Origin of the sequence: Cystobacter fuscus (assembly GCF_044360685.1) — a bacterium.
In the GTDB taxonomy this organism is placed as follows: Bacteria; Myxococcota; Myxococcia; order Myxococcales; family Myxococcaceae; genus Cystobacter; species Cystobacter fuscus_C.
Genome location: NZ_CP043491.1, coordinates 1,168,403 through 1,190,359 on the forward strand (window position 1 = coordinate 1,168,403; position 21,957 = coordinate 1,190,359).

General features: G+C 67.2%; 23 protein-coding genes and 1 tRNA gene. 10 read left to right on the plus strand and 14 right to left on the minus strand.

Translation table 11 applies throughout. The annotated features are described in order from the left end of the window. Window positions 1-504, minus strand: a complete 504-nt coding sequence (locus F0U63_RS04860) for a helix-turn-helix domain-containing protein (protein ID WP_395844186.1) — start codon at window positions 502-504, stop codon at window positions 1-3. 302 nt (window positions 505-806) lie between these two features. Between F0U63_RS04860 and F0U63_RS04865 the strand changes: the two genes are divergently transcribed. After that, a complete protein-coding gene (locus F0U63_RS04865; protein ID WP_395844188.1) occupies window positions 807-2,396 on the plus strand; it encodes an amidohydrolase in 1,590 nt (529 codons plus the stop codon). Between the two features lie 12 nt (window positions 2,397-2,408). Here F0U63_RS04865 and nhaR read toward each other — a convergent pair whose 3' ends face one another. Next, window positions 2,409-3,302, minus strand: coding sequence for a transcriptional activator NhaR (gene nhaR, locus F0U63_RS04870; RefSeq protein WP_395844190.1), 894 nt, complete (start codon window positions 3,300-3,302; stop codon window positions 2,409-2,411). 188 nt (window positions 3,303-3,490) lie between these two features. On the opposite strand from nhaR, the gene F0U63_RS04875 reads away from it, so the two are divergent. Beyond that, window positions 3,491-3,563 (plus strand) — tRNA-Phe (locus F0U63_RS04875). A 146-nt stretch (window positions 3,564-3,709) separates the two neighbouring features. Here the strand turns inward: F0U63_RS04875 and F0U63_RS04880 are convergent. From F0U63_RS04880 to F0U63_RS04900, 5 genes are all read right to left on the minus strand, one after another. Beyond that, a complete protein-coding gene (locus tag F0U63_RS04880; RefSeq protein WP_395844192.1) occupies window positions 3,710-3,937 on the minus strand; it encodes an AbrB/MazE/SpoVT family DNA-binding domain-containing protein in 228 nt (75 codons plus the stop codon). Window positions 3,938-3,953: 16 nt separating this feature from the next. After that, complete coding sequence (locus tag F0U63_RS04885) at window positions 3,954-5,006, minus strand: type VI immunity family protein (protein WP_395844193.1); 1,053 nt, start codon at window positions 5,004-5,006, stop codon at window positions 3,954-3,956. Between the two features lie 127 nt (window positions 5,007-5,133). Continuing rightward, complete coding sequence (locus tag F0U63_RS04890) at window positions 5,134-5,523, minus strand: type II toxin-antitoxin system death-on-curing family toxin (protein ID WP_395844195.1); 390 nt, start codon at window positions 5,521-5,523, stop codon at window positions 5,134-5,136. Next, window positions 5,520-5,747 carry an AbrB/MazE/SpoVT family DNA-binding domain-containing protein gene (locus F0U63_RS04895; protein ID WP_395844197.1) on the minus strand — a complete coding sequence of 76 codons (228 nt, stop codon included), beginning with the start codon at window positions 5,745-5,747 and terminating at the stop codon, window positions 5,520-5,522. Before F0U63_RS04895 ends, F0U63_RS04890 begins: the two co-directional genes overlap by 4 nt. Before the next feature lie 79 nt (window positions 5,748-5,826). Continuing rightward, window positions 5,827-7,110, minus strand: coding sequence for an amidohydrolase (locus F0U63_RS04900; RefSeq protein WP_395844199.1), 1,284 nt, complete (start codon window positions 7,108-7,110; stop codon window positions 5,827-5,829). 276 nt (window positions 7,111-7,386) lie between these two features. Here F0U63_RS04900 and F0U63_RS04905 point away from each other — a divergent pair, with 276 nt between their 5' ends. From F0U63_RS04905 to F0U63_RS04915, 3 genes are all read left to right on the plus strand, one after another. Continuing rightward, entirely contained in the window at window positions 7,387-8,505 is a 1,119-nt protein-coding gene (locus tag F0U63_RS04905; RefSeq protein WP_395844201.1) for a fatty acid desaturase family protein, read from the plus strand. Between the two features lie 153 nt (window positions 8,506-8,658). Next, complete coding sequence (locus F0U63_RS04910) at window positions 8,659-10,422, plus strand: immunoglobulin-like domain-containing protein (protein WP_395844203.1); 1,764 nt, start codon at window positions 8,659-8,661, stop codon at window positions 10,420-10,422. Window positions 10,423-10,554: 132 nt separating this feature from the next. Beyond that, the gene (locus F0U63_RS04915; RefSeq protein WP_395844205.1) at window positions 10,555-12,018 is read left to right on the plus strand and encodes a right-handed parallel beta-helix repeat-containing protein; all 1,464 of its coding nucleotides are present in this window, start codon (window positions 10,555-10,557) and stop codon (window positions 12,016-12,018) included. On the opposite strand, the gene F0U63_RS04920 is transcribed toward F0U63_RS04915, so the two are convergent. The 3 genes from F0U63_RS04920 to F0U63_RS04930 all read right to left on the minus strand — a co-directional run bounded on the left by F0U63_RS04920 (window position 12,015) and on the right by F0U63_RS04930 (window position 13,292). Further along, on the minus strand, window positions 12,015-12,596 hold the full coding sequence (locus tag F0U63_RS04920) for a transposase (RefSeq protein ID WP_395841548.1): 582 nt from the start codon (window positions 12,594-12,596) through the stop codon (window positions 12,015-12,017). The two genes, F0U63_RS04915 and F0U63_RS04920, sit on opposite strands and share 4 nt — an antisense overlap. Further along, window positions 12,593-13,129, minus strand: coding sequence for a helix-turn-helix domain-containing protein (locus F0U63_RS04925; protein ID WP_395844207.1), 537 nt, complete (start codon window positions 13,127-13,129; stop codon window positions 12,593-12,595). The genes F0U63_RS04920 and F0U63_RS04925 overlap by 4 nt, the downstream gene beginning before the upstream one ends. Window positions 13,130-13,202: 73 nt before the next feature. Beyond that, a complete protein-coding gene (locus F0U63_RS04930) occupies window positions 13,203-13,292 on the minus strand; it encodes an SHOCT domain-containing protein (protein WP_395844209.1) in 90 nt (29 codons plus the stop codon). Between the two features lie 196 nt (window positions 13,293-13,488). On the opposite strand from F0U63_RS04930, the gene F0U63_RS04935 reads away from it, so the two are divergent. After that, a complete protein-coding gene (locus tag F0U63_RS04935) occupies window positions 13,489-14,298 on the plus strand; it encodes a VOC family protein (RefSeq protein ID WP_395844211.1) in 810 nt (269 codons plus the stop codon). A 79-nt stretch (window positions 14,299-14,377) separates the two neighbouring features. Here F0U63_RS04935 and F0U63_RS04940 read toward each other — a convergent pair whose 3' ends face one another. The 3 genes from F0U63_RS04940 to F0U63_RS04950 form a co-directional block, all read right to left on the minus strand. Next, a complete protein-coding gene (locus F0U63_RS04940; protein WP_395844213.1) occupies window positions 14,378-14,761 on the minus strand; it encodes a hypothetical protein in 384 nt (127 codons plus the stop codon). Window positions 14,762-14,874: 113 nt separating this feature from the next. Next, window positions 14,875-15,666 carry a serine protease gene (locus F0U63_RS04945; RefSeq protein WP_395844215.1) on the minus strand — a complete coding sequence of 264 codons (792 nt, stop codon included), beginning with the start codon at window positions 15,664-15,666 and terminating at the stop codon, window positions 14,875-14,877. A gap of 255 nt (window positions 15,667-15,921) precedes the next feature. Continuing rightward, the gene (locus F0U63_RS04950; RefSeq protein ID WP_095984196.1) at window positions 15,922-16,533 is read right to left on the minus strand and encodes a pyridoxamine 5'-phosphate oxidase family protein; all 612 of its coding nucleotides are present in this window, start codon (window positions 16,531-16,533) and stop codon (window positions 15,922-15,924) included. A 117-nt stretch (window positions 16,534-16,650) separates the two neighbouring features. On the opposite strand from F0U63_RS04950, the gene F0U63_RS04955 reads away from it, so the two are divergent. Both F0U63_RS04955 and F0U63_RS04960 read left to right on the plus strand, forming a co-directional pair. Continuing rightward, window positions 16,651-17,112, plus strand: a complete 462-nt coding sequence (locus tag F0U63_RS04955; protein WP_395844217.1) for a carboxymuconolactone decarboxylase family protein — start codon at window positions 16,651-16,653, stop codon at window positions 17,110-17,112. Beyond that, complete coding sequence (locus F0U63_RS04960; protein ID WP_395844219.1) at window positions 17,099-17,977, plus strand: sigma-70 family RNA polymerase sigma factor; 879 nt, start codon at window positions 17,099-17,101, stop codon at window positions 17,975-17,977. Before F0U63_RS04955 ends, F0U63_RS04960 begins: the two co-directional genes overlap by 14 nt. 17 nt (window positions 17,978-17,994) lie before the next feature. On the opposite strand, the gene F0U63_RS04965 is transcribed toward F0U63_RS04960, so the two are convergent. Next, entirely contained in the window at window positions 17,995-20,073 is a 2,079-nt protein-coding gene (locus F0U63_RS04965; RefSeq protein ID WP_395844221.1) for a molybdopterin-dependent oxidoreductase, read from the minus strand. 241 nt (window positions 20,074-20,314) lie between these two features. On the opposite strand from F0U63_RS04965, the gene F0U63_RS04970 reads away from it, so the two are divergent. Together F0U63_RS04970 and F0U63_RS04975 are read left to right on the plus strand one after the other, a co-directional pair. Continuing rightward, window positions 20,315-21,310 (plus strand): hypothetical protein, encoded by a 996-nt coding sequence (locus F0U63_RS04970; RefSeq protein ID WP_395844223.1) that lies wholly within the window; start codon window positions 20,315-20,317, stop codon window positions 21,308-21,310. A 56-nt stretch (window positions 21,311-21,366) separates the two neighbouring features. Further along, window positions 21,367-21,777, plus strand: a complete 411-nt coding sequence (locus tag F0U63_RS04975) for a VOC family protein (RefSeq protein WP_395844225.1) — start codon at window positions 21,367-21,369, stop codon at window positions 21,775-21,777. Window positions 21,778-21,957: the final 180 nt, after the last annotated feature.

The window sequence follows — 21,957 nt, forward strand, 5'->3', positions numbered from 1 at the left end:
CTACCTTTCCTGGGACTGCTGGAGGAGGGCGCGCAGGTGCTCCGCGAGCGCCCGGGTCTTCGCATCCGCCGTGTCGGCGAGGTGCAGCTCGAGTCCCGGTGCCAGCTCCCATCGTCGCCAGTTCGTCGGAGCGGCGGAAGGGGGGGCGGACTCGGGCGGGGAAACAGGGGCTGGCGCGGGCACCGCGGGGGGTGGCACGGCGCCAGGCACGGGGGGCGGTGCGGAGGGCTCGGCCTCGGCGAGCGCCTGGAGGGCCTCGGGGGTGAGCCGCGCCAGCTCCACCTGGATGGCATCGAGGGGGAGGAAGCGGGCCTGGAGGACACGGATGGCCTTGAGGCGCAGCAGGTGCTCCTCGCCATAGACGGTGTCGGGACCCTTGAAGGGCGGAGCCGGCAGGAGGCCGCGCTGCACGTAGTAGCGCACGGTCCTCGGGGTCACCCCCACCGCCTCGGCCAGCTCCGAGAGCTTCCACTCCCGGGATGTTTTCGCCTGACTCACGAACATGACAGTAGGACTCGACACTGATGGTGTCAAGATGCCGCTGTCGATTCGCCACTGTCACGTTGTCCGGGAGGGAGGCTCGGAGAGCGGGGCGGCGAGAGGGAGTGGGCGGGGTGGGGGCGGCGGGGCTACGGTGCGCCGCGCTGTTTCACGCAGGGAAAGCAGGCCCGCCGATGCGGGGAGAGTCATCCCAACACATTGATGATGGTGCCCGGGCCCGAGGCGCGGCACGGCTCGCCCTCCTGGGGGCGGTCCTGTTCGCGCTGGGGGCAGGCTGTGCGCGCCGGGTGCCCGAGGACGCGCGAGTGGAGACGACAGTCTACGTGGCACGCCGCATCCGCACGTTGGACGCGGAGCGGCCGGAAGCCGAGGCCCTGGCGGTGCGCCGGGGGCGGCTGGTGGCGGTGGGAACGAAGCGGGAGGTGCTGGAGGCGGCGGGCGAGGGGGCTCGTGTCGTGGACCTGGGCAAGGCCGTGGTGGTGCCCGGACTGGTGGACGCGCACGCGCACCTGGCGGGGTTGGGGCTGAGCCTGACGGTGGCTCGGCTGGAGGGCGCGCGCTCGGTGGACGAGGCCGTGCAGCGGCTCGCCGACGCACCGGCCACGAGCTTCCAGGGCGACTGGCTCATCGGCAAGGGGTGGGATCAGAACGGGTGGCCGGGGGGAGGGTTTCCGGGCCGGGCCGAGCTGGATGCGCGCTTTCCCACGACGCCGGTGTACCTCACGCGGGTGGACCACCACGCGGCGTGGGTGAATGGCGAGGCGCTGCGGCGCGCGGGCATCACCCGGGACACGCCGGACCCGGCCGGGGGGCGGATCCTCCGGGACGAGCGGGGCGAGCCCACGGGGGTGCTGGTGGACAACGCCATGGAGCTGGTGGTGCCCCGGGTGCCGCCGCCCACGGACGAGCAGCTCGAGGCGCGGCTCGCGGCGGCGCTGGAGCGGTGCGCGGCGGTGGGGCTCACGGGCGTGCACGACGCGGGGATGGACCCGCGCACGTTCCGGCTGCTTCAGCAGTGGGACATGGCGGGGCGGCTGCCGGTGCGGGTGTACGCGATGGCGGACGGGCAGGGGGAGGCGCGGCGGACATACCTGGATCTGGGGACGTACGGCGGGCGGCAGCTGGAGATGAAGTCGGTGAAGTTCCTGCTGGATGGGGCGCTGGGCTCGCGGGGCGCGGCGCTGCACACGGCCTACAGCGACGCGCCGGGGGAGACGGGGCTGTTGTTGATGGAGCCCGAGGAGCTGGAGGCGCGCACGCGGGCCTTCATGGAGCGGGGCTTCCAGGTGTGCGTGCATGCGATTGGAGACCGGGCGAACACGCTGGTGGTGGACACGCTGATTCGCGCCGCGGCGGAGACGAAGACGCAGGGGCTGCGGCACCGGGTGGAGCACGCGCAGATCCTGCGGCCCGAGGACATCCAGAAGCTGGGGGCGGCGGGGCTGGTGGCGAGCGTGCAGCCGACGCACGCGACGAGCGACATGGGGTGGGCACAGGCGCGGCTGGGGGCGGAGCGGCTCGAGGGCGCGTACGCGTGGAAGAGCCTGAAGGAGGCGGGGGCGGTGCTGGCGCTGGGCAGTGACTTCCCCATCGAGAGCCCGGACGTGCTGGCGGGACTGTACGCGGCGAGGACGCGTCAGGACGCGAGGGGCCAGCCCGCGGGCGGGTGGAGGCCCGAGGAGCGGCTGACGGGGGAGGAGGCGCTGGAGGGCTTCACGGTGGGGCCGGCGTGGGCGTCGTTCGCGGAAGGGCGCCGGGGGAGGCTGAAGGTGGGGATGGAGGCGGACTTCACGGCGCTATCGGTGGACCCGGTGGAGGACGAGGCGCGGGCGCTGGTGGACGCGCGGGTGGTGGCCACGGTGGTGGACGGCCGCGAGGTGTACCGGGAGCGGTGACGTGGGGGGCGCTCAGCCGAAGAGCTGGGCGCGAGCGCTCTCGGCGATGGCGACGACGGCGGGGTGGCGCAGCCGCCGTTCGACGGAGATGGCGTAGAAGCCGGTCTCGATGTCCTGGGTGCGGCCGAGGACGGAGACATTGAACTGGCGGCAGACCTCGGCCTCGATGATGGAGGGGGCGGCGAAGACGCCGTGGCCGCGCTGGCCGAAGGCCTCGAGCAGGGCGCTGTCGTCGAAGTCGCCGACGACGCGCGGGTGGATGCCCTGGGCGTCGAACCAGGCGGTGAGGGCGCGCCGGAGGGAGGAGACCTCGGAGGGGAGCAGGAGGGGGGCGCCCTCGAGGGAGCCGGGGAAGCCGCGGGCGAGGTGGGCGAGGCGGGGTGCGGCGAAGAAGGAGAGGCCGCAGGTGCCGAGCAGGTGGTTGAAGGAGCGGATGCTGACGGGTTCGGAGGAGGGGGTGTCGGCGAGGACGACGTCGAGCTCGTGGAGGGCGAGGGAGGCGAGCAGCTGGGGGAGGGAGCCCTCGCGGCAGGTGATGTGGATGTTGGGGAAGGCGTCGAAGGCGGGCTGGAGGAGGCGCTCGGCGACGAGCTTGGGGACGACGTCGGTGACGCCGACGGCGACACGGAGCTGGCCGGAGGGCAGGCCGTGGATGGCGTTCTTGAGTTCGTTGCCGAGGCGGAAGATGTCATCGGCGTAGCGCAGGACGGTGCGGCCGACGTCGGTGAGGACGAGGCGGCGGCCCTGGCGCTCGAGGAGCTTGTGACCGAGCGACTCCTCGAGGAGCTTGAGCTGGGCGCTGATGGTGGGCTGGGCGAGGTGGAGCTCCTGGCTGGCCTTGGCGATGGAGCCGGAGCGGGCGACGGTCCAGAAGTAGAGGAGGTGGTGGTAGTTGAGCCAGCTCACGGGAGGGGCCTGCCGGGTGGAGGGGGCGGGAGGGGGCAAGCGTGTGGGCGGTGGGGAGGCGGAAGCAAGGAGGGCGGTGGGGCGGGCGAGGGGGGAAGAGGAAGAAGGACGAGGGGAGTGAAGAAGCTGCTTGACGTAGGGGCCGAGTCCCCGTAAATCGGCCCTCGCTTCGCGCGGTTGGCCAGCACGCCCAGGTAGCTCAGTCGGTAGAGCAGGGGACTGAAAATCCCCGTGTCGGTGGTTCGATTCCGCCCCTGGGCACAGAGTAGAAAGTTCGAGGGCGTCAGGCTTCGGTCTGACGCCCTTTCTTTTTGCCCGCGATCGCTCCTGGCCCGTGCGACGGTGGCGCCACGAGGCCAAGGATGCCGGGTGCGCCTGCTCCACGGAAACGGAACGGGGGCGCGGGCTTATTTCGCTAGCTTGTGCAGGGTCTTGTCGTGGGCGTCCATCATCCGCTTCGTCGCGTCACCCACTTGGCTCTTCTGCTCCTCGGGAGTGACGGGACGGATGGTGAGTGACTTCCCATCGGTCTCGATCTCCAGCGGAGTGTCCTTGTCGATGTGGAGAAGCTCGAGAATCGAGCGGTCGATGATGAGCCCGAGGTCGTTGCCGATGGTCGTCAGGGTTCTTCGCATGGAACACCTCCGTGGGTCAGTCGAGGAATCGTCTCCACCAGCGCCGGGCCTCGTCCTCGGTGACGCGAAGCGTGGTGTACCGGGGCGGATCAACGGACACGGTGGTTCGAGGTAGGAACAGCGGTTCGAACCAGGGTTCCATCACCCGGGCGAATTCACGGTAGGCGGGAAGCGTCTCGCCAGTGGTGAGGTCTCCGGCCTCGGGTCTCTCTCCAAGAGAGACAACGACGCGATCCCCGGCGAGTTCCGCCAGAGCCGTCTCGGATGAGTGCAACCGGGAACGAAGGGCCGTCGCGCCACCGAGTTGTGTGAGAACAGGCGGTCCGAGGAAGTTGAGCCAATGGACTCCATCCACCCGGAGACCCACCCACTTTTCATTGAACCAAGCGGGCCGGAGATCGATGCCAGGATATCGCATGACCTCGGAGCGAAAGCCGACGTCTCTGACCCGAAGGTTCTGGTAGAGGTGAAGGGCCAGTCCCGCGTGCCCGGAGGCGAACATCAGCTTGGAGGCCATGTCGAGCGCCAACTCGCGCACACGCGCTGGCCCGTGTTCTTCGAGGTACTCAATGGGAAGCGTCGCGGTGAGCAAGCTCGAAATCGTCTCTTGGGGCTCAGGCCGCCACGGAATGCGTGCCTGGTACTCGAGTTGGTAACCATTCCGGCTGTTATCGCCCCCGGTGAAGAGAAGGCCTCGCTCAAATCCTTTCTTTTCGATCTCTCTTCGCTCCCAAGGTTCATAATCATCGGGGAAAGACCAGCGTCTCGCCTCCTGCAGGATGCGGTGCGCCCAACCCCAGCGCTCCTCCGTCAAACGGGATCCTTCGTCGTGGGAGAAGTGGACGTAATTGATGGTCCTGGGCCCCTGACCCACCGCGCGCATGTAGCTATCGATGGCGTGGCTCACCCCCGAGGAGAGTTCAGGGTGTTCGTGCGGCATGTAGAAGGCGATGCGGATGACCTCTCGTGCGAGCAACTCCCGTGGTGGGCGCGGAGGCTCCCCGTCGTAGAACTTCCAACGGTCTGAAGTCGTGCCACGAAGACGAAGGCGCGGATATTGGCTGGTCATCAGTCAAGGCCAGTCTGATTGGGGATCCACTCGGTGTCACGAGAGCCGCAGGACACCAGGTGGGAGGCGCGCGGCAGGTGAGGGCATGGCGGGAGTCGCCTGGAACTCAGCACCAGCGGCGTGATGTTCAGCCTTCCCCTGCGATCTGCCGGAGTCTGGAGGCCACCAACTCCTTGCTTGCTTGTCCCTGTGCGACCTCCATCGTGAGCTCGTAGAGCGCATCCGAGGCGGTGACGATGGACACGCCGTTCAGGTCGAGGAAGACCAGGGCGGCGAGCAGGCCAATCCGCTTGTTCCCGTCCACGAACGGATGGTTCGAGACGAGATGGAAGAGGTACGCGGCCGCCATGGTGAACAGATCCGGGTGGATGAACTCACCAGCGAAGGTCGCCATCGGCTGTGCGAGCGCGGATTCGAGGAGGCCCTGATCGCGCAGTCCTGGAGGTCCACCGTACCGCTCGAGCTGGACGTGATGAATCTCGAGCACGTCCTCGAGAGTGAGGAAGACCGGGTTCATTTCGCCAACTTGCGCAGGGTCTCGTCATGCGCGTCCATCATCCGCTTCGTCGCGTCACGCACCTGGCTCTTTCGATCCTCGGCGGTGACGGGACGGATGATGAGTGACTTTCCATCGGTCTCGATCTCCAGGGGCGTGTCCTTGTCGATGTGGAGAAGCTCGAGAATCGGACGGTCGATGATGAGCCCGAGGCTGTTACCGATGGTCGTCAGGGTCTTCCGCATGGAGCACCTCTCCACTCCGTTATAACAACGGTCGAACACAGGTGGTACCCACCCGGAAGGGAGGCGATCGGGGCGGGGGTCACTTCTTCGTCAGGATATCGAGCGCGGCGGTGCTCATCGCCTCGATGGCGGTCTGGAGGGTGGGCTCGGCATCGGGAGCCCACCGGGGGCTGTGGAGCGAGGGCAGCTTCGTGGGGTCTCCTCCGGCCGCGTCCCACCGGGCCCGCGGGACGCCGCCCACCACGAAGAGCATGCTCTGGATGGACTTGTCGGACAGGGAATAGCGGCTGAAGTCCTCTCCTCCGGTGGTGGGTGGCACCTCCACCACGCGCTCCGCGCCGAAGCGCCGGGTCCAGGCGTCGACGAGCCGGTTCGTCAGGGGCCCGGTGTTGAAGACGGAGGGATAGAACTCCTCCTCCTTCGTCGTCACGACGGGCATGTGCTCCTCGGGGAGGCCGGCGGCGATGGCCTCGCCGCGCGCGATCCGGGCGATGCCCTCGAGCAGCTGGCGGCGCGTCTCCGCCGAGTAGCTGCGCACGGTGAGCTGGAGCCGGGCCTCGCTGGGGATGATGTTGTGTTTGCTCCCCGCGAGGAAGCTGCCCACGGTCACCACCGCCGTCTCCTGGGGCGCGATCTCCCGGCTGACGAGTGTCTGGAGAGTCCCGACGATGCGCGAGGCGAGGACGATGGGATCCTTGGTCGTATGGGGCGAGGCACCATGGCCTCCCACGCCCTTCACCAGGATGTCGACGGAATCGACGTTCGCCGACATGTGGCCCCGCGAGTAGCCCACGGTGCCCGCGGGAAGATCCGCCACGTCGTGGAGGGCCAGCGCGAACTGGGGTTTGGGAAAGCGTGTGTAGAGCCCGTCCGCCAGCATGGCCCGGGCTCCCACTCCCACCTCCTCGGCTGGCTGTCCGATCATGACGAGCGTGCCGGACCAGAGCGCCTTCAGGGCGGCGAGGCGGCGCGCGGTGCCCACCCAGGCCGTCATGTGGAGATCGTGGCCGCAGGCATGCATCACCCGCGTCTGCGCGCCCTCGCGCGTGACGGCCTTCACCTGGCTGGCGTAGGGCAGCCCCGTGGCCTCCTCGACGGGGAGCCCGTCCAGATCGGTGCGCACCAGGAGCACCGGGCCGGGTCCGTTCTCGAGCACCGCCACCACACCATGGCCCCCCACCCCGGGAGTCACGGTGAAGCCGAGCTTCTTCACCTCCGTGGCGAGCCGGGCCGAGGTCGCCTTCTCCTGGAGGCTCAGTTCGGGATGGGCATGCAGGTCGCGATAGAGCGCGAGCAGGCCCGGCAGATCGGCCTTGATCTGTTCCGCGAGCGGATCGGCGAGGACGGGTGCGGGAAGAAGCATTGCCGCGGCGGCGAGCAGGAGGCGGGGGGAGGGGAGCACACGGAAGGAAAAGGAAGGAGGGCGCATGGCGACGCCGGTCATAGGACGTCACCCCGGACGGAGGAAAGACGGGCGATAACCCACTTCAGTCGGTGTCCCAGGAGACGTTCCCCGCGCGAACCCGTTCCCCGAGCCACGGGCCCAGGGGTAGCGTGTGTTCTCCAGTACTTCCCTGCGGGCCCGCTCATCGCGACTCTCTCCTCGTCGTGCCTGCCCGAGCTACCGAGGTCCCCCCGCGTGTCTCGCGCTACCGCCGACTTCGAGCCCGCTTCCGTGGACTTGGAGGGCCTGCTGGCCGACATTCGCGCGCTGCGCGCCGAACTCGACGCCTCTGTCAGTGAGGCGGACTATTCACACCTGCGGCGCATCGAGCGCTGGGGCCGCACGGCCGCGGTGATCGGCCTGGCCACGTGCTGGCTGATGCCCAACCCGCTGAGCGCCGCGGCGTTGGGCCTTGGCCGCTCCTCGCGCTGGATGCTGATGCACCATATGGGGCACCGCTGCTATGACCGCGTCCCGGGCATCCCCGTCGAGCGCACGAGCAAGGAGTTCGCCAAGGGCAAGCGCCGCTTCCTCGACTGGTTCGACTGGATGCTCCCCGAAGCCTGGGTGTTCGAGCACAACGTGCTCCACCACTCGCACACCGGCGAGGACGGGGACCCGGACGTGCACGAGCGCAACTCCGAGGGCTTCATGCGAGGCACCGGGCTTCCTCTCGCGCTGCGCTACGTCCGGATCGTGCTGCTCGCGAGCACCTGGCGGGCCAGCTACTACGCTCCAACGACACTGGCCTCGCTTCGGCGCAAGCGCCGCCCGGACGGCCCGCTCACCCGTGAGGAGTGGCGCGAGGTGCTGCTGCGCGGCTACGCGCCCTACATCGCCTGGAACTTCGTCCTGCTGCCCGCGCTCTTCCTGCCGCTGGGCACCTGGGCCGCCTTCAGCGCCCTGTGCAACTCGCTCATGGCCGAGATCCTCTCCAACCTGCACACCTTCATGGTGGGGGGACCCAACCACACCGGCGAGGATCTGTACCGCTTCGACTCCGCGCCCGAGGGCAAGGGCGCGCGCTACGTCCAGCAGGTGATCGGCACCGCCAACTACCGCACCGGGGGCGATCTGAACGACTTCCTCCACCTGTGGCTCAACTATCAGATCGAGCACCACATCTTCCCGGACCTGTCGATGCTCCAGTACCAGCGGGTGCAGCCCAAGGTGCGCGCGCTGTGCCAGAAGTACGGCATCCCCTATGTGCAGGAGAGTGTCTGGACGCGCTTGCGGAAGATGGTGGACGTCGCGGTGGGCAAGAAATCCATGCGGAGGCTCGCTTCCCGTGCGGCGGCCAGGGCTCCCGTTTGAGCTGACCATCCATGACTTCCGGCATATGCGAGGATGACGGAGCGTGTGTAGGGTATGGCTTCCGTCGTCGCTCCCCCTGCCCGACGGCCATGAGGTATTTCCATGCCGATCTGCCCCCGCGGTTCTCGACTCCACGCTCCCTGGCGTGCGCTGATGCGCGGCCTTCCCCTCCTGGGCCTGCTTTCCGCCTGTGGTCCAACGGAGGCCACCACGCCCGGGGGGCCCGTCTCCTCGAGCCAGACCCAGAAGCCCCTTGGCTTCGGCTCCCTCATCCAGCCCTGGGCCGAAACCCTCGTGAATACCCTTCCGAGCTCCTCCGCGATCGATCACGCCCAGGTCACGGTGGCCGCGGGTCAGGGCATCTACCTCGTCGTCTGGATGGAGGAGGGGGACTCGCCGGACATCCTCGGGGTCCGGGTGCGGGCCTCGGACGGTGTGCAGTTGGACGCCACTCCCCTGCGCATCGGTACGAGTCCCTCGGTCGAATACCTGCCCTCGGTGGCCTTCGACGGTACCCACTTCCTGGTCACCTGGATGGATCCCATCATCGGACCCCGTCTCAGGGGCGCGCGGGTACGAGCCTCGGATGGAGTGGTCCTCGATTCCTCTCCCCTGGTCATCAGCCCACCGGACCCCTTCGGCCTGCCCCACGAAACGCCTTCCGTGACCTTCGACGGGACGAACTACCTGGTGGCCTTCTCCGGCTACTACTGGGATTCCGTGGCCGAGGAGGTGAAGCGCCAGATCATGGGCGTGCGGATCCGCCCCTCGAACGGGACGTACATCGAGTCGGGACCCATCGCCATCGGTGACACCACCGGGGTGTCCTCGCTCCACACCGCTTCTCATGGCGGCGGCAGCCTCGTGGTGTGGGCCGAGAAAGCAGGAGGCGTGAAGGCGGCGCGCCTCGACGCCGCGGGGCAAGTGCTCGACCCCGTTCCCCTGTTCATCTCCCCGGCGGGCGCGGACACGGTCCGCGTCGCCGCGCGGGAGGGAGGGTTCCTCGTGCTCTGGAGCGAGGGCAACACGTTGAAGGCCCGGCGGGTACGTGCCTCGGACGGTGCGTTGCCCGACCCGGCGGACATCCCCGTGGGCTCACCGGTCGAGCTGCCCGTGCCGAAGGACTCCTGGTTCAAGGCCCCCTTCGATGTGACCTACGACGGACAGGACTACCGGGTGCTCTGGCAGACCACGGATGAGTATGGCCGCCGCAGGTTGATGACCACTCGGGTGTCTCCCCTGGGAACGCTCGAACCCCAGGCGGAGGATTGGCTCTCCGGCTTCCACGAGGACTCGCCACTGGATTGGGTGGGCATCGCCGCCCAGGCGCCTTCCCACTTCCTGGTCGCCTACACCCAGTATGACGCTCGGGGAGCGCACCGGAACCGTACCTCCTTCCGGCTCGTCACCGAGAACTCGTGCACGAGCGATGTCTCCCCGCCCATCCTGACCTGCCCCGCGCGCGTGCAGCTGGAATGCACCTACGGTGGCATGAGCGACACGGACGACGTCGATTTCAGTGACAACTGCGGCCTGTCGGACGTCGGCAATCTGCCCCGGTATTACGGCTCTCCGGGAAGTTTCACCGGCTCGGTCTCCGCGGTGGATCTCTCCGGCAACGCCACGGCGTGCTTCACGGAGTGGACGGTCGTCGACACCCTCGCGCCCTATTTGTATTTGAATGGCCCGCGGGAACTCACCCTGCCTCTGCACGCGCCCTATCAGGAGCAGGGCGCCCGGGGTGAGGACACGTGTGATGGGGGCTATGCGCCCTGGGACTCCGGCTGGAGCCGGATCCAGATCTCCGGCACGGTCAACAGCCACGTCCCCGGTACCTATCCCATCACCTACAGCCTCACCGACCTCGCGGGCCACACGACCACCCGGACCCGGACGGTGACGGTCCTCGCGCAGTAGACGCGGCGGGGCTCGGGTCTCCAAACGTTGTCCTACTCCGACAGACATTGGGGCAGGAACACAGATAGGAGTGAAGCCTAATCACACTTGGAGTATTGAGAAAAACAGGAATTTCCGCATGATGAGTCATCCATGGCTCATCATGCACGCCCACCCTCCGTCGTAGCACTCTTCACCTTTGGTCTCCTGGCTTGTGGCGGCCCAGAGCAGGAGCAAGCGCTCGTCGACTCCACGAAGCTCGTCGTGGCAGCGGACCTGGCCTGTACGATCCAGGCAGGGAGCTGCTCGGAGTTCATCGGCAACGGCTCCGGTTACATCTGGATCGATGGCCGGTCCCAACCCGCCTCCCGCTATGTGGGAAAGACGCTCTGCATCAAGCCGGGGACTTATACGGGGATCGGCCTCTATGGAGTGGTGGCAACGGCGGCGCAGCCCGCGGTGATCACCAACTGCGGTGGGCAGGCTGTCTTCAATTCCACCACCGGCAGCCCGGTCTACATCGGTGGAGGCAGCCGCTACTTGAAGCTCACGGGGGCAGGGAGTTCGGCCCATCCCCATGGGCTCGTGGCGGGGACCTCGGGCGGCAATCAGGCCCACATCGATCTCCGGGAAGGGGTCTCCGACGTCGAGATCGGCCATGTGGAGGTGCGCGGCGATGGGAATGGTGGAGTGGGGATCGCCTTCCGTACCTACCCGCGGTGCGACGGAACCTGGAGCCGCGGCACGTGGGCTCAGTACAACACGAAGATCCACGACACCTACGTCCATGACACGAAATACGAGGGCATGTACATCGGCCCCTCGCACTACGGCTGGGTGACGGCCAATGGCTACACCCCGGGCTATGACTGTGGCACTTCCCGGCAGTGGGAGGCGGAGGTGATTGGCCTCGAGGTAGTCGACAACCGGGTGGAGAACATCGGCAACGATGGAATCCAGATCGGCGCGGCGACCGGGGGAATGACCGTCCAGCACAACGTGATTCGCAACTATGGGCTGAACCAGATCGAGAGCCACTCGGGCGGCATCACGGTGAACCCAGGCAGCAAGGGGTTGATCGACTCGAATTGGATCGAGGCGGCCCAGCCCTACCGCACGCAGGGCATCGCCTTCCAGGGAACGGGCGGCTCCGTCATCACCAACAACGTGATCGTCGGAGGCAGGTGGGGCGCGATGTTCCTGCGCAACACCGCCGCGAACATGGAGGCGGCGAGCACGCTTTCGACCCTCGTTTTCGACAACAACACGGTGGTGAACTCGGCGCACGAGGGGCTGTACTTCTTCTGCGGTGGCCTGGGCACGCTCACCTTCGCCAACAACCTGGTGGCGGGCGTGCCCACTCCCTACGCCGCCAACGGGGGGACGACTGCCTGCGTGAAATCGCTCACGGGACCGAACCTGCTCACCTCCAACCTGAGTGCGGCGGGCTTCGTGAATCCGGCGGCGGGGGACTTCCACCTCCAGGCCACCTCTCCGGCCGTGGGCGCGGGCGTGAACCTGTCGGGCGTGGTCGACTTCGACTACGACGGCGTGGCCCGTGGCTCGGGTCCGTATGACCTGGGGGCGTTCGCGTGGAAGGCTCCGTCCATGAACTAAGTAGGTCGCCAGAAGTTCTCTAACAAATCGCGCAGCCAGAAGCCTTCGGCGAGGCAGCCCGCCTTGCGGAGGGCTTCCTGGGCAGAGAGGCCCAGTACCCATTGGATGGCGGCGTCGACGTGCTGCTCCACGGTAGGGTACTGGCGATTGGCCGATACGAGCTGCTTGAGTGGACGCCACAAGTGGTCCATGCAGTTGAGCTCCGAGTGCTGCTTGGGCAGCAGGAGCAGATGGATACCGAGGCGGCAGGCCAGCTGCTGGGACTTCTGGGCGGTGTGGCAGCTGGCCCTGTCGAGCACCAAGAGCAGCGGGCGGCCGGGGTAGGCGGCGCGCAGCGTGCGCAGAAAGGCCATGAAGTCCTCCTGCCGGCTGCGCCTGGTGGCCATGACGACACGCCTGCCGGTGCGCGGGTTGATGGCGCCCCAGAGCGTGCGCTTGGCATTTTCACCTGTAATGGGCACCACTGCCTGCTGACCGACAGGAGCCCATACGGCGCGCAGCGGTGGAAACCAGCGCAGCACCGTGCTGTCCATGACGAGCAGCACCGCACGGGGGAACTGGCGTTTGAGGCGCTTCAAACGGCGGACAAGGCCCCCTTTTTCTGCCCTGGATGGGGCGCCGCCGTCACGTACACATACCGGGGTCGCTTCCACGCCAGCCCCGCCTCGTGCAGTCGGCGACGCAGCGTGCGGGGGGATACCTCGAAGCCCTGCCTCTGCAAGTGCGAGCGGAGCAGCGGCACCGTCCAGCCATGGCTCGCCCAGCCAGCCCTCTCTGGACTGCTGCGCACTACTCGACGCAGGCGCCTGCTGGTGAGGCGCGGGGCTTTTCTGGGCCGGCCTGAGCGCGGGGCATCCAACAGCGCTGATGGAGTGCGTGCTGCAAGGTAGCGCTCAAGCCAGAAGTAGACCGCTGGTCGACTCAGGGCTGCCAGGTGCGCGACCTCACCCGGGCCCTTGCCCTCGGCGATGAGCTTGATGGCCAGAAGACGACGGAAGTAGCGGGCGTCGCGCGCCTGCCGCAACGCCCGCTCCAGCTTCCGCCTGTCGTATGCTGTCAGCCCCAGTTCGGCAGGGCTCCTTGCCGGTCGCATGCTCCAGAAGCTGTGCATGCGGCCGGAATTTGTCTCGGAACTTCTGGCGACCTACTTAGCTCCCACCCAGAGAAGGTGGCTCTGCATCCCTTCAGAGGCGCGCGAGAATCTCCGCCTTCTTCCGCGCGTACTCGTCCGGCGTGATGAGCCCATTGTCCATCATCGACTGAAGGTCCTTCATCGCCTTGAAGGAACAGGGCCATGAGGGAGGTACTCACGAATCACCTTGATGAAAGTCTTTCAGTCTACCACTGTTCCGTGACGCTCAGGGCGGTTCGATGCGTCAACCCTGGGCGGGTGTTCCGGTCAGCCATGGCTCCTACGAGTCGTCTGACACCCTTTTCGGGCATTGGTGCCGTACGCTAGGTTCACGGGCCATGACCGAGCCGAGTAGCAAGAACGACACTGGCCGCTTCGTCTGGTACGAACTCCTCTCGACCGACCCGCAGGGCGCGCTCGCCTTCTATGTCGAGGTCATGGGATGGAAGACGCAGCCGTTCGAAGTCGGAGGGGACGGGGACTACAGGATGTGGGTCGGCGGCCAGGGGCCACTCGGCGGCGTGACCGCGTTGCCCGAGCCCGCGAAGAAGTTGGGCGCGTCGTCCTACTGGCAGGCGAACGTGCAGGTCGCGAACGTCGACGAAACCGTCGCGGAGGTGAAGCGCCTCGGCGGCCAGGTCTACGTGAAAGAGGATGTGCCCTCCGTGGGACGTATCGCGGTGATCGCGGACCCGCAGGGCGCGGTCATCGCGGTCTTCTCGCCCGCGGCTGACATGCAGTCGCACGACGTCGCGAGGCAGGGCGAGTTCTCGTGGCACGAGCTGTACACGACCGACCACGAAGCCGCGTTCACCTTCTATGAGCGCATCGTCGGCTGGGAGCGCCTCGGCGAGTTCGACATGGGCGCGATGGGCAAGTACCTGCTGTGGGGCCGCAACGGCAAGCAGCTCGGCGGCATGCTGACCCTGCCGAAGGGGATGAAGACGCCCGACGGTCGCGACGTGCCGCCGTCGTGGATGTACTACGTCACGGTCGAGGATCTGGACGCCGCGCTTGCTCGCGCGACGGCGAAGGGTGCGCGTGTGCTCAACGGCCCGATGCAGGTCCCCGGTGGCCAGCGCATCGTGCAGCTCATGGATCCGCAGGGCGCCGCGTTCGCGCTCACCACTCCGCCGACGCCGCGGTGAGGGTGGCTGAGTCGAGGCGCTTCACTCGCCTCGGAGCGACCGAGCCGGTGCGAACAGGCACCGGCCAGCGCGGGACGGCTCAGTGCAGGCATTCACCGCATGAGCCGGACAGCTTGGTATTGGCGACGAAGGAGTCGTAGTCCGCCTTCGAGGAGACAACCGCTGAGCCGAAGTCGGTATAGACCGCCCAGGTGGAGGGAGAGGCCACGGCGTCCTTGAATGTTCCGCGATAGTAGTCCACCCCATTGGTGTTCTTGAAGAAGCTCCACCCGTAATTGCTATTCCATGGACGGCAGCTCGCATGGGTAGCCATGTAGCTCGCCGAGGGAGCTCCTCCACGCCCCTTCCACAGGTAGCACGCATTCGTGGGCGTCTGGGGCTGCGCGGCGGGCGGAGTCTGCGCTCCGGCGCCAGTCATCAGCAGACAGCTACCCAGCGAGAAGAAAGTCAGGAATTTTCGCATTTTTTGTTCAGCTCCGGTAGAGGCCCAAATGCCAACTGCTCATTCATTCTTGCTCACGCAACCAGTTTTGTCTTTGAAGGTCAGAGGTGAGGACATCGGAGGCCATCCCATCCCTACCTGGCGTTGTCCTTGATCCAGTTGACGTATTTGCCGACCCGGGTGTAGATGCCCGGAGTATTCGGTCGCCCGCAGCTCCGGCCCCAGCTTGTGAGCCCCACGAGCTCGCCATTGATGATCAGGGGGCCTCCACTGTCTCCCTGGCAGGTATCCTTGCCTCCCTCCGTCATCCCCGCGGCGATCATGTTGTTCGTGATGGTGGCCGAAGAGCCGTAAGCCGCCTTCGCGGTCGCACGCGAGACGATGGGGACCTTTACACTCTGCAGAGCAGCCGGAAAGAGCGAGCTGCCTGCGGAGAGCACTCCCCAACCCGAGGCCAGTGCCATCTCGCCCGCCGCTGGATCCGAACCTTGAGCAGGCAGCTTGACGGCCTTGGCTTGGGTTGACCCCAAGGTCAGCGCGGAGGAGAGTTTGACCAGCGCGATGTCGTTGTCGATGGTTGTTGAATTGTAGGAAGGATGCACGACGATCGAACTGACGGGAACGAGCGCTCCCCCGGAACCATGATACAGACTGTTATATCTGACCGAGAACGACGAGGGCTGATATCCGGCCACACAGTGGGCAGCCGTGATCACCGTTCTGGAATCGTAGATCACACCTCCACAAGAGTGAGAAGACTTCCGCAGGGAAACCTGCCACGGAGCCTCGCCTGCCGGGGACACATACCCACCGACGATTTCTCCACTCACGCTTCCAACACCCTCGAGCCCGCTGACGTCGTCCGTGTCCGCCCCGCCGCAGCCCAGCAGGCCCATCGCGACCACCATTCCAGCCATGAAGCGCATGCGGTGTTTCTCCCTTCCTCGTGTGCGCCTGAAGTGCCGTGGGGATGCGTATGCACGCGGCATGCCGCCCGAAACAGGCCGTCGTCCCAGCGAGGGCTCGCGGACGAAACAGCGGCGGTCAGAGGGGTGTGGCGTGGCATTGACACGTCAATCGAGGCGGTGACGTGTCAAGGCCCTGATGAAAATGAGTGCGCGCAGGGCGGACGCTCCGCGTTCGCGTGCGCAAGGCCACGGTGTTCGACGCGGGCGCGATGCTCAGTACAGCGTCGCCTTCACCCGGCCGGGCAACTCGCGGTCGTACTCGCCGCCGTCGAAGTCATCCGGGCTCAGCGCCTCGAGGATGGAGCCGGGGCTTGGGAACTCGGTGCGGGTGACGTGCCGGGCCGGGTCCCAGAGCCTGGAGCGGACCAACGCGCGGCTGCATTGGAAGTAGACCGTCTCCACGGTGATGCGCAGCACGGAGCGCGGCGCCTTCCCATCGAAGGTGAAGCGCTCCAGCATGGACGGCTCGATGACGATGCTCGCCCGGCCGTTGACACGCAGGGTTTCGTTCACGCCCGGGACGAAGAACAGCAGCGCGACGCGCGGATCCGCCAGGATGTTCCGCAGCGAGTCCATGCGGTTGTTGCCTCGGCGGTCGGGCAGCAGCAGCGTGCGCGTGTCCTCGATGACCACGAACCCGGCGGGGTCTCCTCGCGGCGAGGCATCCAGCCCTCCAGGGCCGGACGTGGCGAGGACCATGAACGGAGATCGCTCGATGAAGGGCCGGTATGCAGGGTGGAGGTGGTCCACCTCCTTGAGCACGGACGACTTCCCGGGAACCCCGTACAGGCGTTCGAGCGTCTCCACATCGTTCACGGTCTTCATCCGGGGGTGCCTCCTGGGTCCTTTTAGCCATTTGAAATGGCCATGTCACACGCGGCACCGGCTGCGTCGTCCTGGGGAGGGGAGGGCACTTCGCCCCCCCAGAACGAGGACCTGCACATGAAGCCCCGGATGAATGCTTTCGCGGTCGCGCCGGACGCCCTCAATCTCATGGTGGATTTCAGCAAGAAGGTGGAGGCCCTGGGGCTGGAGCCGAGCCTCCGCGAGCTCGTCAAGATCCGCTCGTCCCAGCTCAATGGCTGCGCCTTCTGCATCCACATGCACACCCGCGACGCCCGCGCACATGGGGAGACCGAGGAGCGCATCTACCTTCTGAACGGCTGGCGTGAGTCGCCGCTGTACACCGACCGCGAGCGGGCGGCCCTGGGCTGGACCGAGGCCCTGACGCTCGTCTCCACGACACATGCCCCGGATGAGGACTACGCTGCGCTCAAGCCGCACTTCACCGAAGAGGAGATCGTGAAGCTGACCCTCATGATTGGCGTCATCAACACCGCGAACCGGCTCGTCCTCGGCTTCCGGACCGTGCACCCGGTGACCCCTCGCAGTGAAGCCGCCTGATTCAAATCCCGCGGACGTCTTCGACCCGCTCCGCCCCCAGCTGCTCCGCATCGCGTACCGGATGCTGGGCATCGTCGCGGAGGCGGAGGACGTGGTGCAGGAGGCGTATCTCCGTTGGCACCAGACGAACCGCGACGTCGTGCGGGACGCCGAGGCCGTGCTCGTCCGCACGGTGACGCGCCTGTGCCTGGACGTCCTGAAGTCCGCGCGCGTCCGGCGCGAGGAGTACGTGGGGACCTGGCTTCCAGAGCCCATCATCGAGACAGTGGAGGGCGATGACTTGACGCTGACCCTGATGATGGCCCTGGAGCGCCTGTCCCCGCTGGAGCGCGCCGCGTTCCTCCTGCACGACGTGTTCGGCATGGACTTCGAGCAGGTGGCGAAGGCCATCGACCGCGCTCCCGCGGCGTGCCGCCAGCTCGCCAGCCGGGCGCGGGAGCATGTGCAGGAGGCCCGGCCCCGCTTCCCCGTGACGGAGGCGAAGGGCCACGAGCTGGCCTCGGCGTTCCATGCCGCGTCCCGGAGCGGCGACACGCGGGCGCTCCAGGCACTGCTGGCCCAGGACGCCATCCTGTACGCCGACGGCGGCGGCAAGGCGAAGGCGGTCCTCAATCCCATCTACGGCCGGGAGAAGCTGGTGCGCCTCTTCGCAGCGGTGTGGCGCATTCCAGCCGTGGGCTCGGCGCAGCTCGTGCACGAAGGCACCATCGACGGCCTGCCCGCGTACGTCACGCTGGATCCGGATGGAATGCTGCAGACCACGGCGCTTGCCATCGAGGACGGCCGGATCGTCGCCCTCTACGTCACGCGCAACCCCGACAAGCTGAAGGGCATCCGGCGCGCGGTGGTGGGCGAGTCGTCGTAGGAGGCTTCAGCGCGCGCTCAGCCCGCGCCCTCGACCTGCACGAGGTTGTCGTAGAACGTCGCCCCGCCGCCCATGTCGGTCACCGACTGCGACGTCGTGTGGTTCACGTTCCGCCCATCAGGTGTGAGCGCGCTCGACCAGAGCGACGGAGCGACGACCACCCCTGGTCGCGCTCTCTCCGTCACGACGGCATCGGCCAGGAACGCGCCGCGATCGTTGCGGATACGGACCCTCTGGCCGTTGACGATCGCGCGCGCCGCCGCGTCGGTGGGGTGGATCTCCAACCGCGGGCCCTTCTCGAAGCGCGTCAGCACATTGCTGAACGTGCTGTTCAAGAAGTAATGACCGGGCGGTGAGATCAGCGCCAGCGGATAGCGTGCGAAGAGCTCAGGGCTCGACGCGCTGCTCTCCCGTGGGGGAGTCCATGACGGCAGCGGGTCATGGCCGTCGCGGGCCATCCTCGCGGAGAAGAGCTCGCACTTGCCGGAGGGCGTCGAGAAGCCTCCTTCGGCGTACGGCGCGAACGGCGTTGGAACATTCAGGCGCACCGAGCCCTCGGCTCGAACGCGCTCGAAGGTGATCCCCGCGAGCCATGGGTGCTCGCTCTGCAGCGCCTGGCGCGCCATGGCCTCGTCACTGTCCTGGAAGCACGGCTCGTTGAAGCCCATGTGCGCCGCGAGCCTCCGGAAGAGTTCCGTATTCGGAATGGCCTCGCCGAGCGGCGCGATTGCCGCCGCGTTCCACATGACATACAGGTGGCCGTACCCGATGTGCATGTCCACGTGCTCGAGCTGCGTGGTCGCCGGGAGGAGGAGATCCGCGAAGTTGGCCGTGTCGGTGTGGAACTGGTCGTGAACGACCGTGAAGAGATCCTCGCGCCGGAGCCCGGCCTTGACGCGCTCCAGGTCGGGAGCCACGCTGGCTGGATTGGAATTGTAGACAAACAGGGCCTTGACGGGTGGGTCGGAGACCTCCGTGAGGATCCGCCCGAGCTCGACCATGTTGAGCGTGCGGGTGCCGGGCGGGATCAGCTCAAACCGCTGCAACGCGGCATGATTGACCGGGAAGGTCTCGAAGGTCCATAGCTGGAGACCGCCAGAGGCGGAGCGCCATGCGCCGGTCACCGCTGGCAAGCACGTGATGGCGCGCGCCGCCATCCCTCCGCCCGTGTGGCGCTGCATCCCGAAATTCATGCGGATGGCCGCGGGCTTGCTCGTCGCGTATTCAACCGCGAGGGCCTCGACCGATGCCGCTGGGATACCGCAGATGGCCGCCACCCGCTCAGGCGGGTACTCGGCGGCGCGCGCCGCCAGCTCGTCCCGGCCCACGCAGTATCGGGCCATGTAATCCTCGTCGCCCAGGCCGTCACGGAAGATGACGTGCATCATCCCGAGCGCCAGCGCCGCGTCAGTCCCCGGCAGCAGCGCGATATGCTCATCGCACTGCTCCGCGGTCCGCGTCTTGCGTGGATCGATCGCAATCACCCTCGCCCCTCTCTTGCGAGCCGCGGTGACGAACGGCCAGAGGTGGGGGTTCGAGGTCAGCGTGTTGGTGCCCCACAGGAGGATCGTGCGCGCTCCCTCGAAGCTCTCTGTATCCATGCCCATGGAACTGCCCATGCTGTAGGCCATGCCAGCCACGCCGGCGGAGCCGCAGATGGTGCGATCGAGGAGCGAGGCGCCGAGCTTGTGGAAGAAGCGCCGATCCATCGAACTGTTGTGCAGCAGCCCGAGCGTGCCGCTGAACGAGTACGGCAGGATGGCCTGCGCCCCCCACTCCGCGATGATCCCCTTGAACCGGCGCGCGATCTCGTCGAGCGCCTCCTTCCAGGAGATCGGTTCGAAGCGCCCCTCACCTTTCGCGCCCACGCGGCGCATCGGTTGGAGCACGCGGCCGGCATGATAGGTACGCTCCAGGTACCGAGAGACCTTCGCGCAGAGGAAGCCCCGAGTCGTCGGATGGTCGGGATTGCCTCGTACCTCGACAGCGCGGCCAGCCTTGACCGTGGTCAGAATGGAACAGGTGTCCGGGCAGTTGTGCGGGCATACGCTCCGCACGACTGCTGCTCCTGGGTCCTCGGTGATTGTGGCGCTCATCCGGAACAATTTACCACACCGTCGTGCGGCACTTTCTCGACAGCCACGTCGCCGCCGACAGACCAGGTGTCAGACGACTCGTAAGGGGCTCAGACCAGGTGTCTCAGACCAGGTGTCAGACGACTCGTAAGGGGCTGCCAGGAGGACAGTTCCTTCCGGAGGAGTCTGCCCTGGTTCACTCCGGGCAACATTTTCAACTATGCTGGGACTCAAACCTTTTTTCGGAGAAGGAGCGTCGTTCATGGGGGTCGATTCGGTTGGTGGTTCCAGTCCCAATCGCGGTTCCTCGGGCACTTCGTCCACCAGCAACGCGCCCGCCCCGGCCGCGAACAACAGCGGGACGAACAGCATCCCGGTGGAGAGCAAGCCGGCATCCCCCGCGCGGGTGAACTTCGATGAGAGCCGCTTCTCGCCGAAGCCTCCCCGCTCTTCCGTGAGACCGGAGTTGGATCCCAAGCCGCTCGAACAGCAGGCCGTGCTGACGGCCCCCTCCTTCGGGCCGGGCGCGCTGCAGGCCACCGCGATGGGCCCCCCGACATCGTTCAAGGCCAGGGAGCTCGACTCGACGGGACATCTCAAGTCGATGGGATTGCCGACCACGTCGTTCCAGAGGCAGAACCAGAGCGTACCCCTTCCCCAGCCGCGGCCAGCGCACTTGGACCAACCGGCCCCGCAGGCACCGATTCCGCAGACGAGGCCCGCGAATCTGGCCCCACGGACCGCGACGGCCCCTGGCATCCAACTCGGCGCGGACGTGGTCCCCTCGGCCTTCAGCGCCCACTCGACGCGGGTGGTGCAGGACATCATGGCCGCGGCGGGGGTGACGAACCTGCGGATCTCCAGCACGGCTCGGACGCCCGAGGCGCAGGCCCGGGCGATGTATGACAACATCCAGAACAAGGGCGTCCGAAGTCAGTTGGCGCTCTATGGGGCGCCCGGAGATGCCGTCGTCGAGACCTATGTGGCCGCCCAGAACGCGGGCCTGTCGAGGGAAGAGACCCTGCGGGCGATGACGGACAAGATCAACGAACTGGGTCCGTCCACCGTCTCGCGGCACGCCGCGTCGCCCGAGCAGATCGCGCGCCTCAACATCATCGACATCTCGCCGAGATCCATTCCCGAGAGCCAACACGAGGCCTTCATCGCCGCCATCCGGGCCAACCCCGAGGTCTCGAGTTTCCTGGGCCCGGCGGATGGGGATCCCGCGTTCCATCTGGAGATCCCCCAGCCTCAGTGAGGGCTCGCGGACCCTGATCTGGAGCTCAGCGCTCGTCCCAGTAGCCGGCCTGGGATGTGGATCGGCGGCCAGGGGTCACTCGGCGGCGTGACCGCATTGCCCGAGCCCGCGAAGAAGTTGGGCGCGTCGTCCTACTGGCAGGCGAACGTGCAGGTCGCGAACGTCGACGAAACCGTCGCGGAGGTGAAGCGCCTCGGCGGCCAGGTCTACGTGAAAGAGGATGTCCCCTCCGTGGGACGCTTCGCGGTGATTGGGGACCCGCAGGGGGCGGTCATCGCGGTCTTCACGCCTCGTGGATGTACTACGTCACGGTCGAGGACCTGGACGCCGCGCTTGCCCGCGCGACGGCGAAGGGGGCGCGGGTGCTCAACGGCCCGATGGAGGTCCCCGGTGGCCAGCGCATCGTGCAGCTCATGGATCCGCAGGGCGCCGCGTTCGCGCTCACCACTCCGCCGACGTCGCGGTGAGGGGGGCTGAGTCGAGGCGCTTCACTTCCGCCCGTTTCGGATCCCCTGCGGACCTCTTCCCTCGGCGGCGGGTTCGATTCCCGCCGCCTCCACTCCGTATCTCCCGGAAAGGACTCAGCTTTCCGGGAGACTGTAGCAAGGGATGTAGCAACGCCCCGGGCGCCATCAGGCGAGCCGGGG

Coding starts and splice junctions, on each gene's coding strand:
- F0U63_RS04860 (WP_395844186.1), bottom strand. CDS start 504: ATGTTCGTGAGTCAGGCGAAAACATCCCGGGAGTGGAAGCTCTCGGAG.
- F0U63_RS04880 (WP_395844192.1), bottom strand. CDS start 3,937: ATGCGAAGAACCCTGACGACCATCGGCAACGACCTCGGGCTCATCATC.
- F0U63_RS04885 (WP_395844193.1), bottom strand. CDS start 5,006: ATGACCAGCCAATATCCGCGCCTTCGTCTTCGTGGCACGACTTCAGAC.
- F0U63_RS04890 (WP_395844195.1), bottom strand. CDS start 5,523: ATGAACCCGGTCTTCCTCACTCTCGAGGACGTGCTCGAGATTCATCAC.
- F0U63_RS04895 (WP_395844197.1), bottom strand. CDS start 5,747: ATGCGGAAGACCCTGACGACCATCGGTAACAGCCTCGGGCTCATCATC.
- F0U63_RS04900 (WP_395844199.1), bottom strand. CDS start 7,110: ATGCTTCTTCCCGCACCCGTCCTCGCCGATCCGCTCGCGGAACAGATC.
- F0U63_RS04910 (WP_395844203.1), top strand. CDS start 8,659: ATGCGCGGCCTTCCCCTCCTGGGCCTGCTTTCCGCCTGTGGTCCAACG.
- F0U63_RS04915 (WP_395844205.1), top strand. CDS start 10,555: ATGGCTCATCATGCACGCCCACCCTCCGTCGTAGCACTCTTCACCTTT.
- F0U63_RS04925 (WP_395844207.1), bottom strand. CDS start 13,129: ATGCACAGCTTCTGGAGCATGCGACCGGCAAGGAGCCCTGCCGAACTG.
- F0U63_RS04930 (WP_395844209.1), bottom strand. CDS start 13,292: ATGAAGGACCTTCAGTCGATGATGGACAATGGGCTCATCACGCCGGAC.
- F0U63_RS04935 (WP_395844211.1), top strand. CDS start 13,489: ATGACCGAGCCGAGTAGCAAGAACGACACTGGCCGCTTCGTCTGGTAC.
- F0U63_RS04940 (WP_395844213.1), bottom strand. CDS start 14,761: ATGCGAAAATTCCTGACTTTCTTCTCGCTGGGTAGCTGTCTGCTGATG.
- F0U63_RS04945 (WP_395844215.1), bottom strand. CDS start 15,666: ATGCGCTTCATGGCTGGAATGGTGGTCGCGATGGGCCTGCTGGGCTGC.
- F0U63_RS04950 (WP_095984196.1), bottom strand. CDS start 16,533: ATGAAGACCGTGAACGATGTGGAGACGCTCGAACGCCTGTACGGGGTT.
- F0U63_RS04955 (WP_395844217.1), top strand. CDS start 16,651: ATGAAGCCCCGGATGAATGCTTTCGCGGTCGCGCCGGACGCCCTCAAT.
- F0U63_RS04965 (WP_395844221.1), bottom strand. CDS start 20,073: ATGAGCGCCACAATCACCGAGGACCCAGGAGCAGCAGTCGTGCGGAGC.
- F0U63_RS04970 (WP_395844223.1), top strand. CDS start 20,315: ATGGGGGTCGATTCGGTTGGTGGTTCCAGTCCCAATCGCGGTTCCTCG.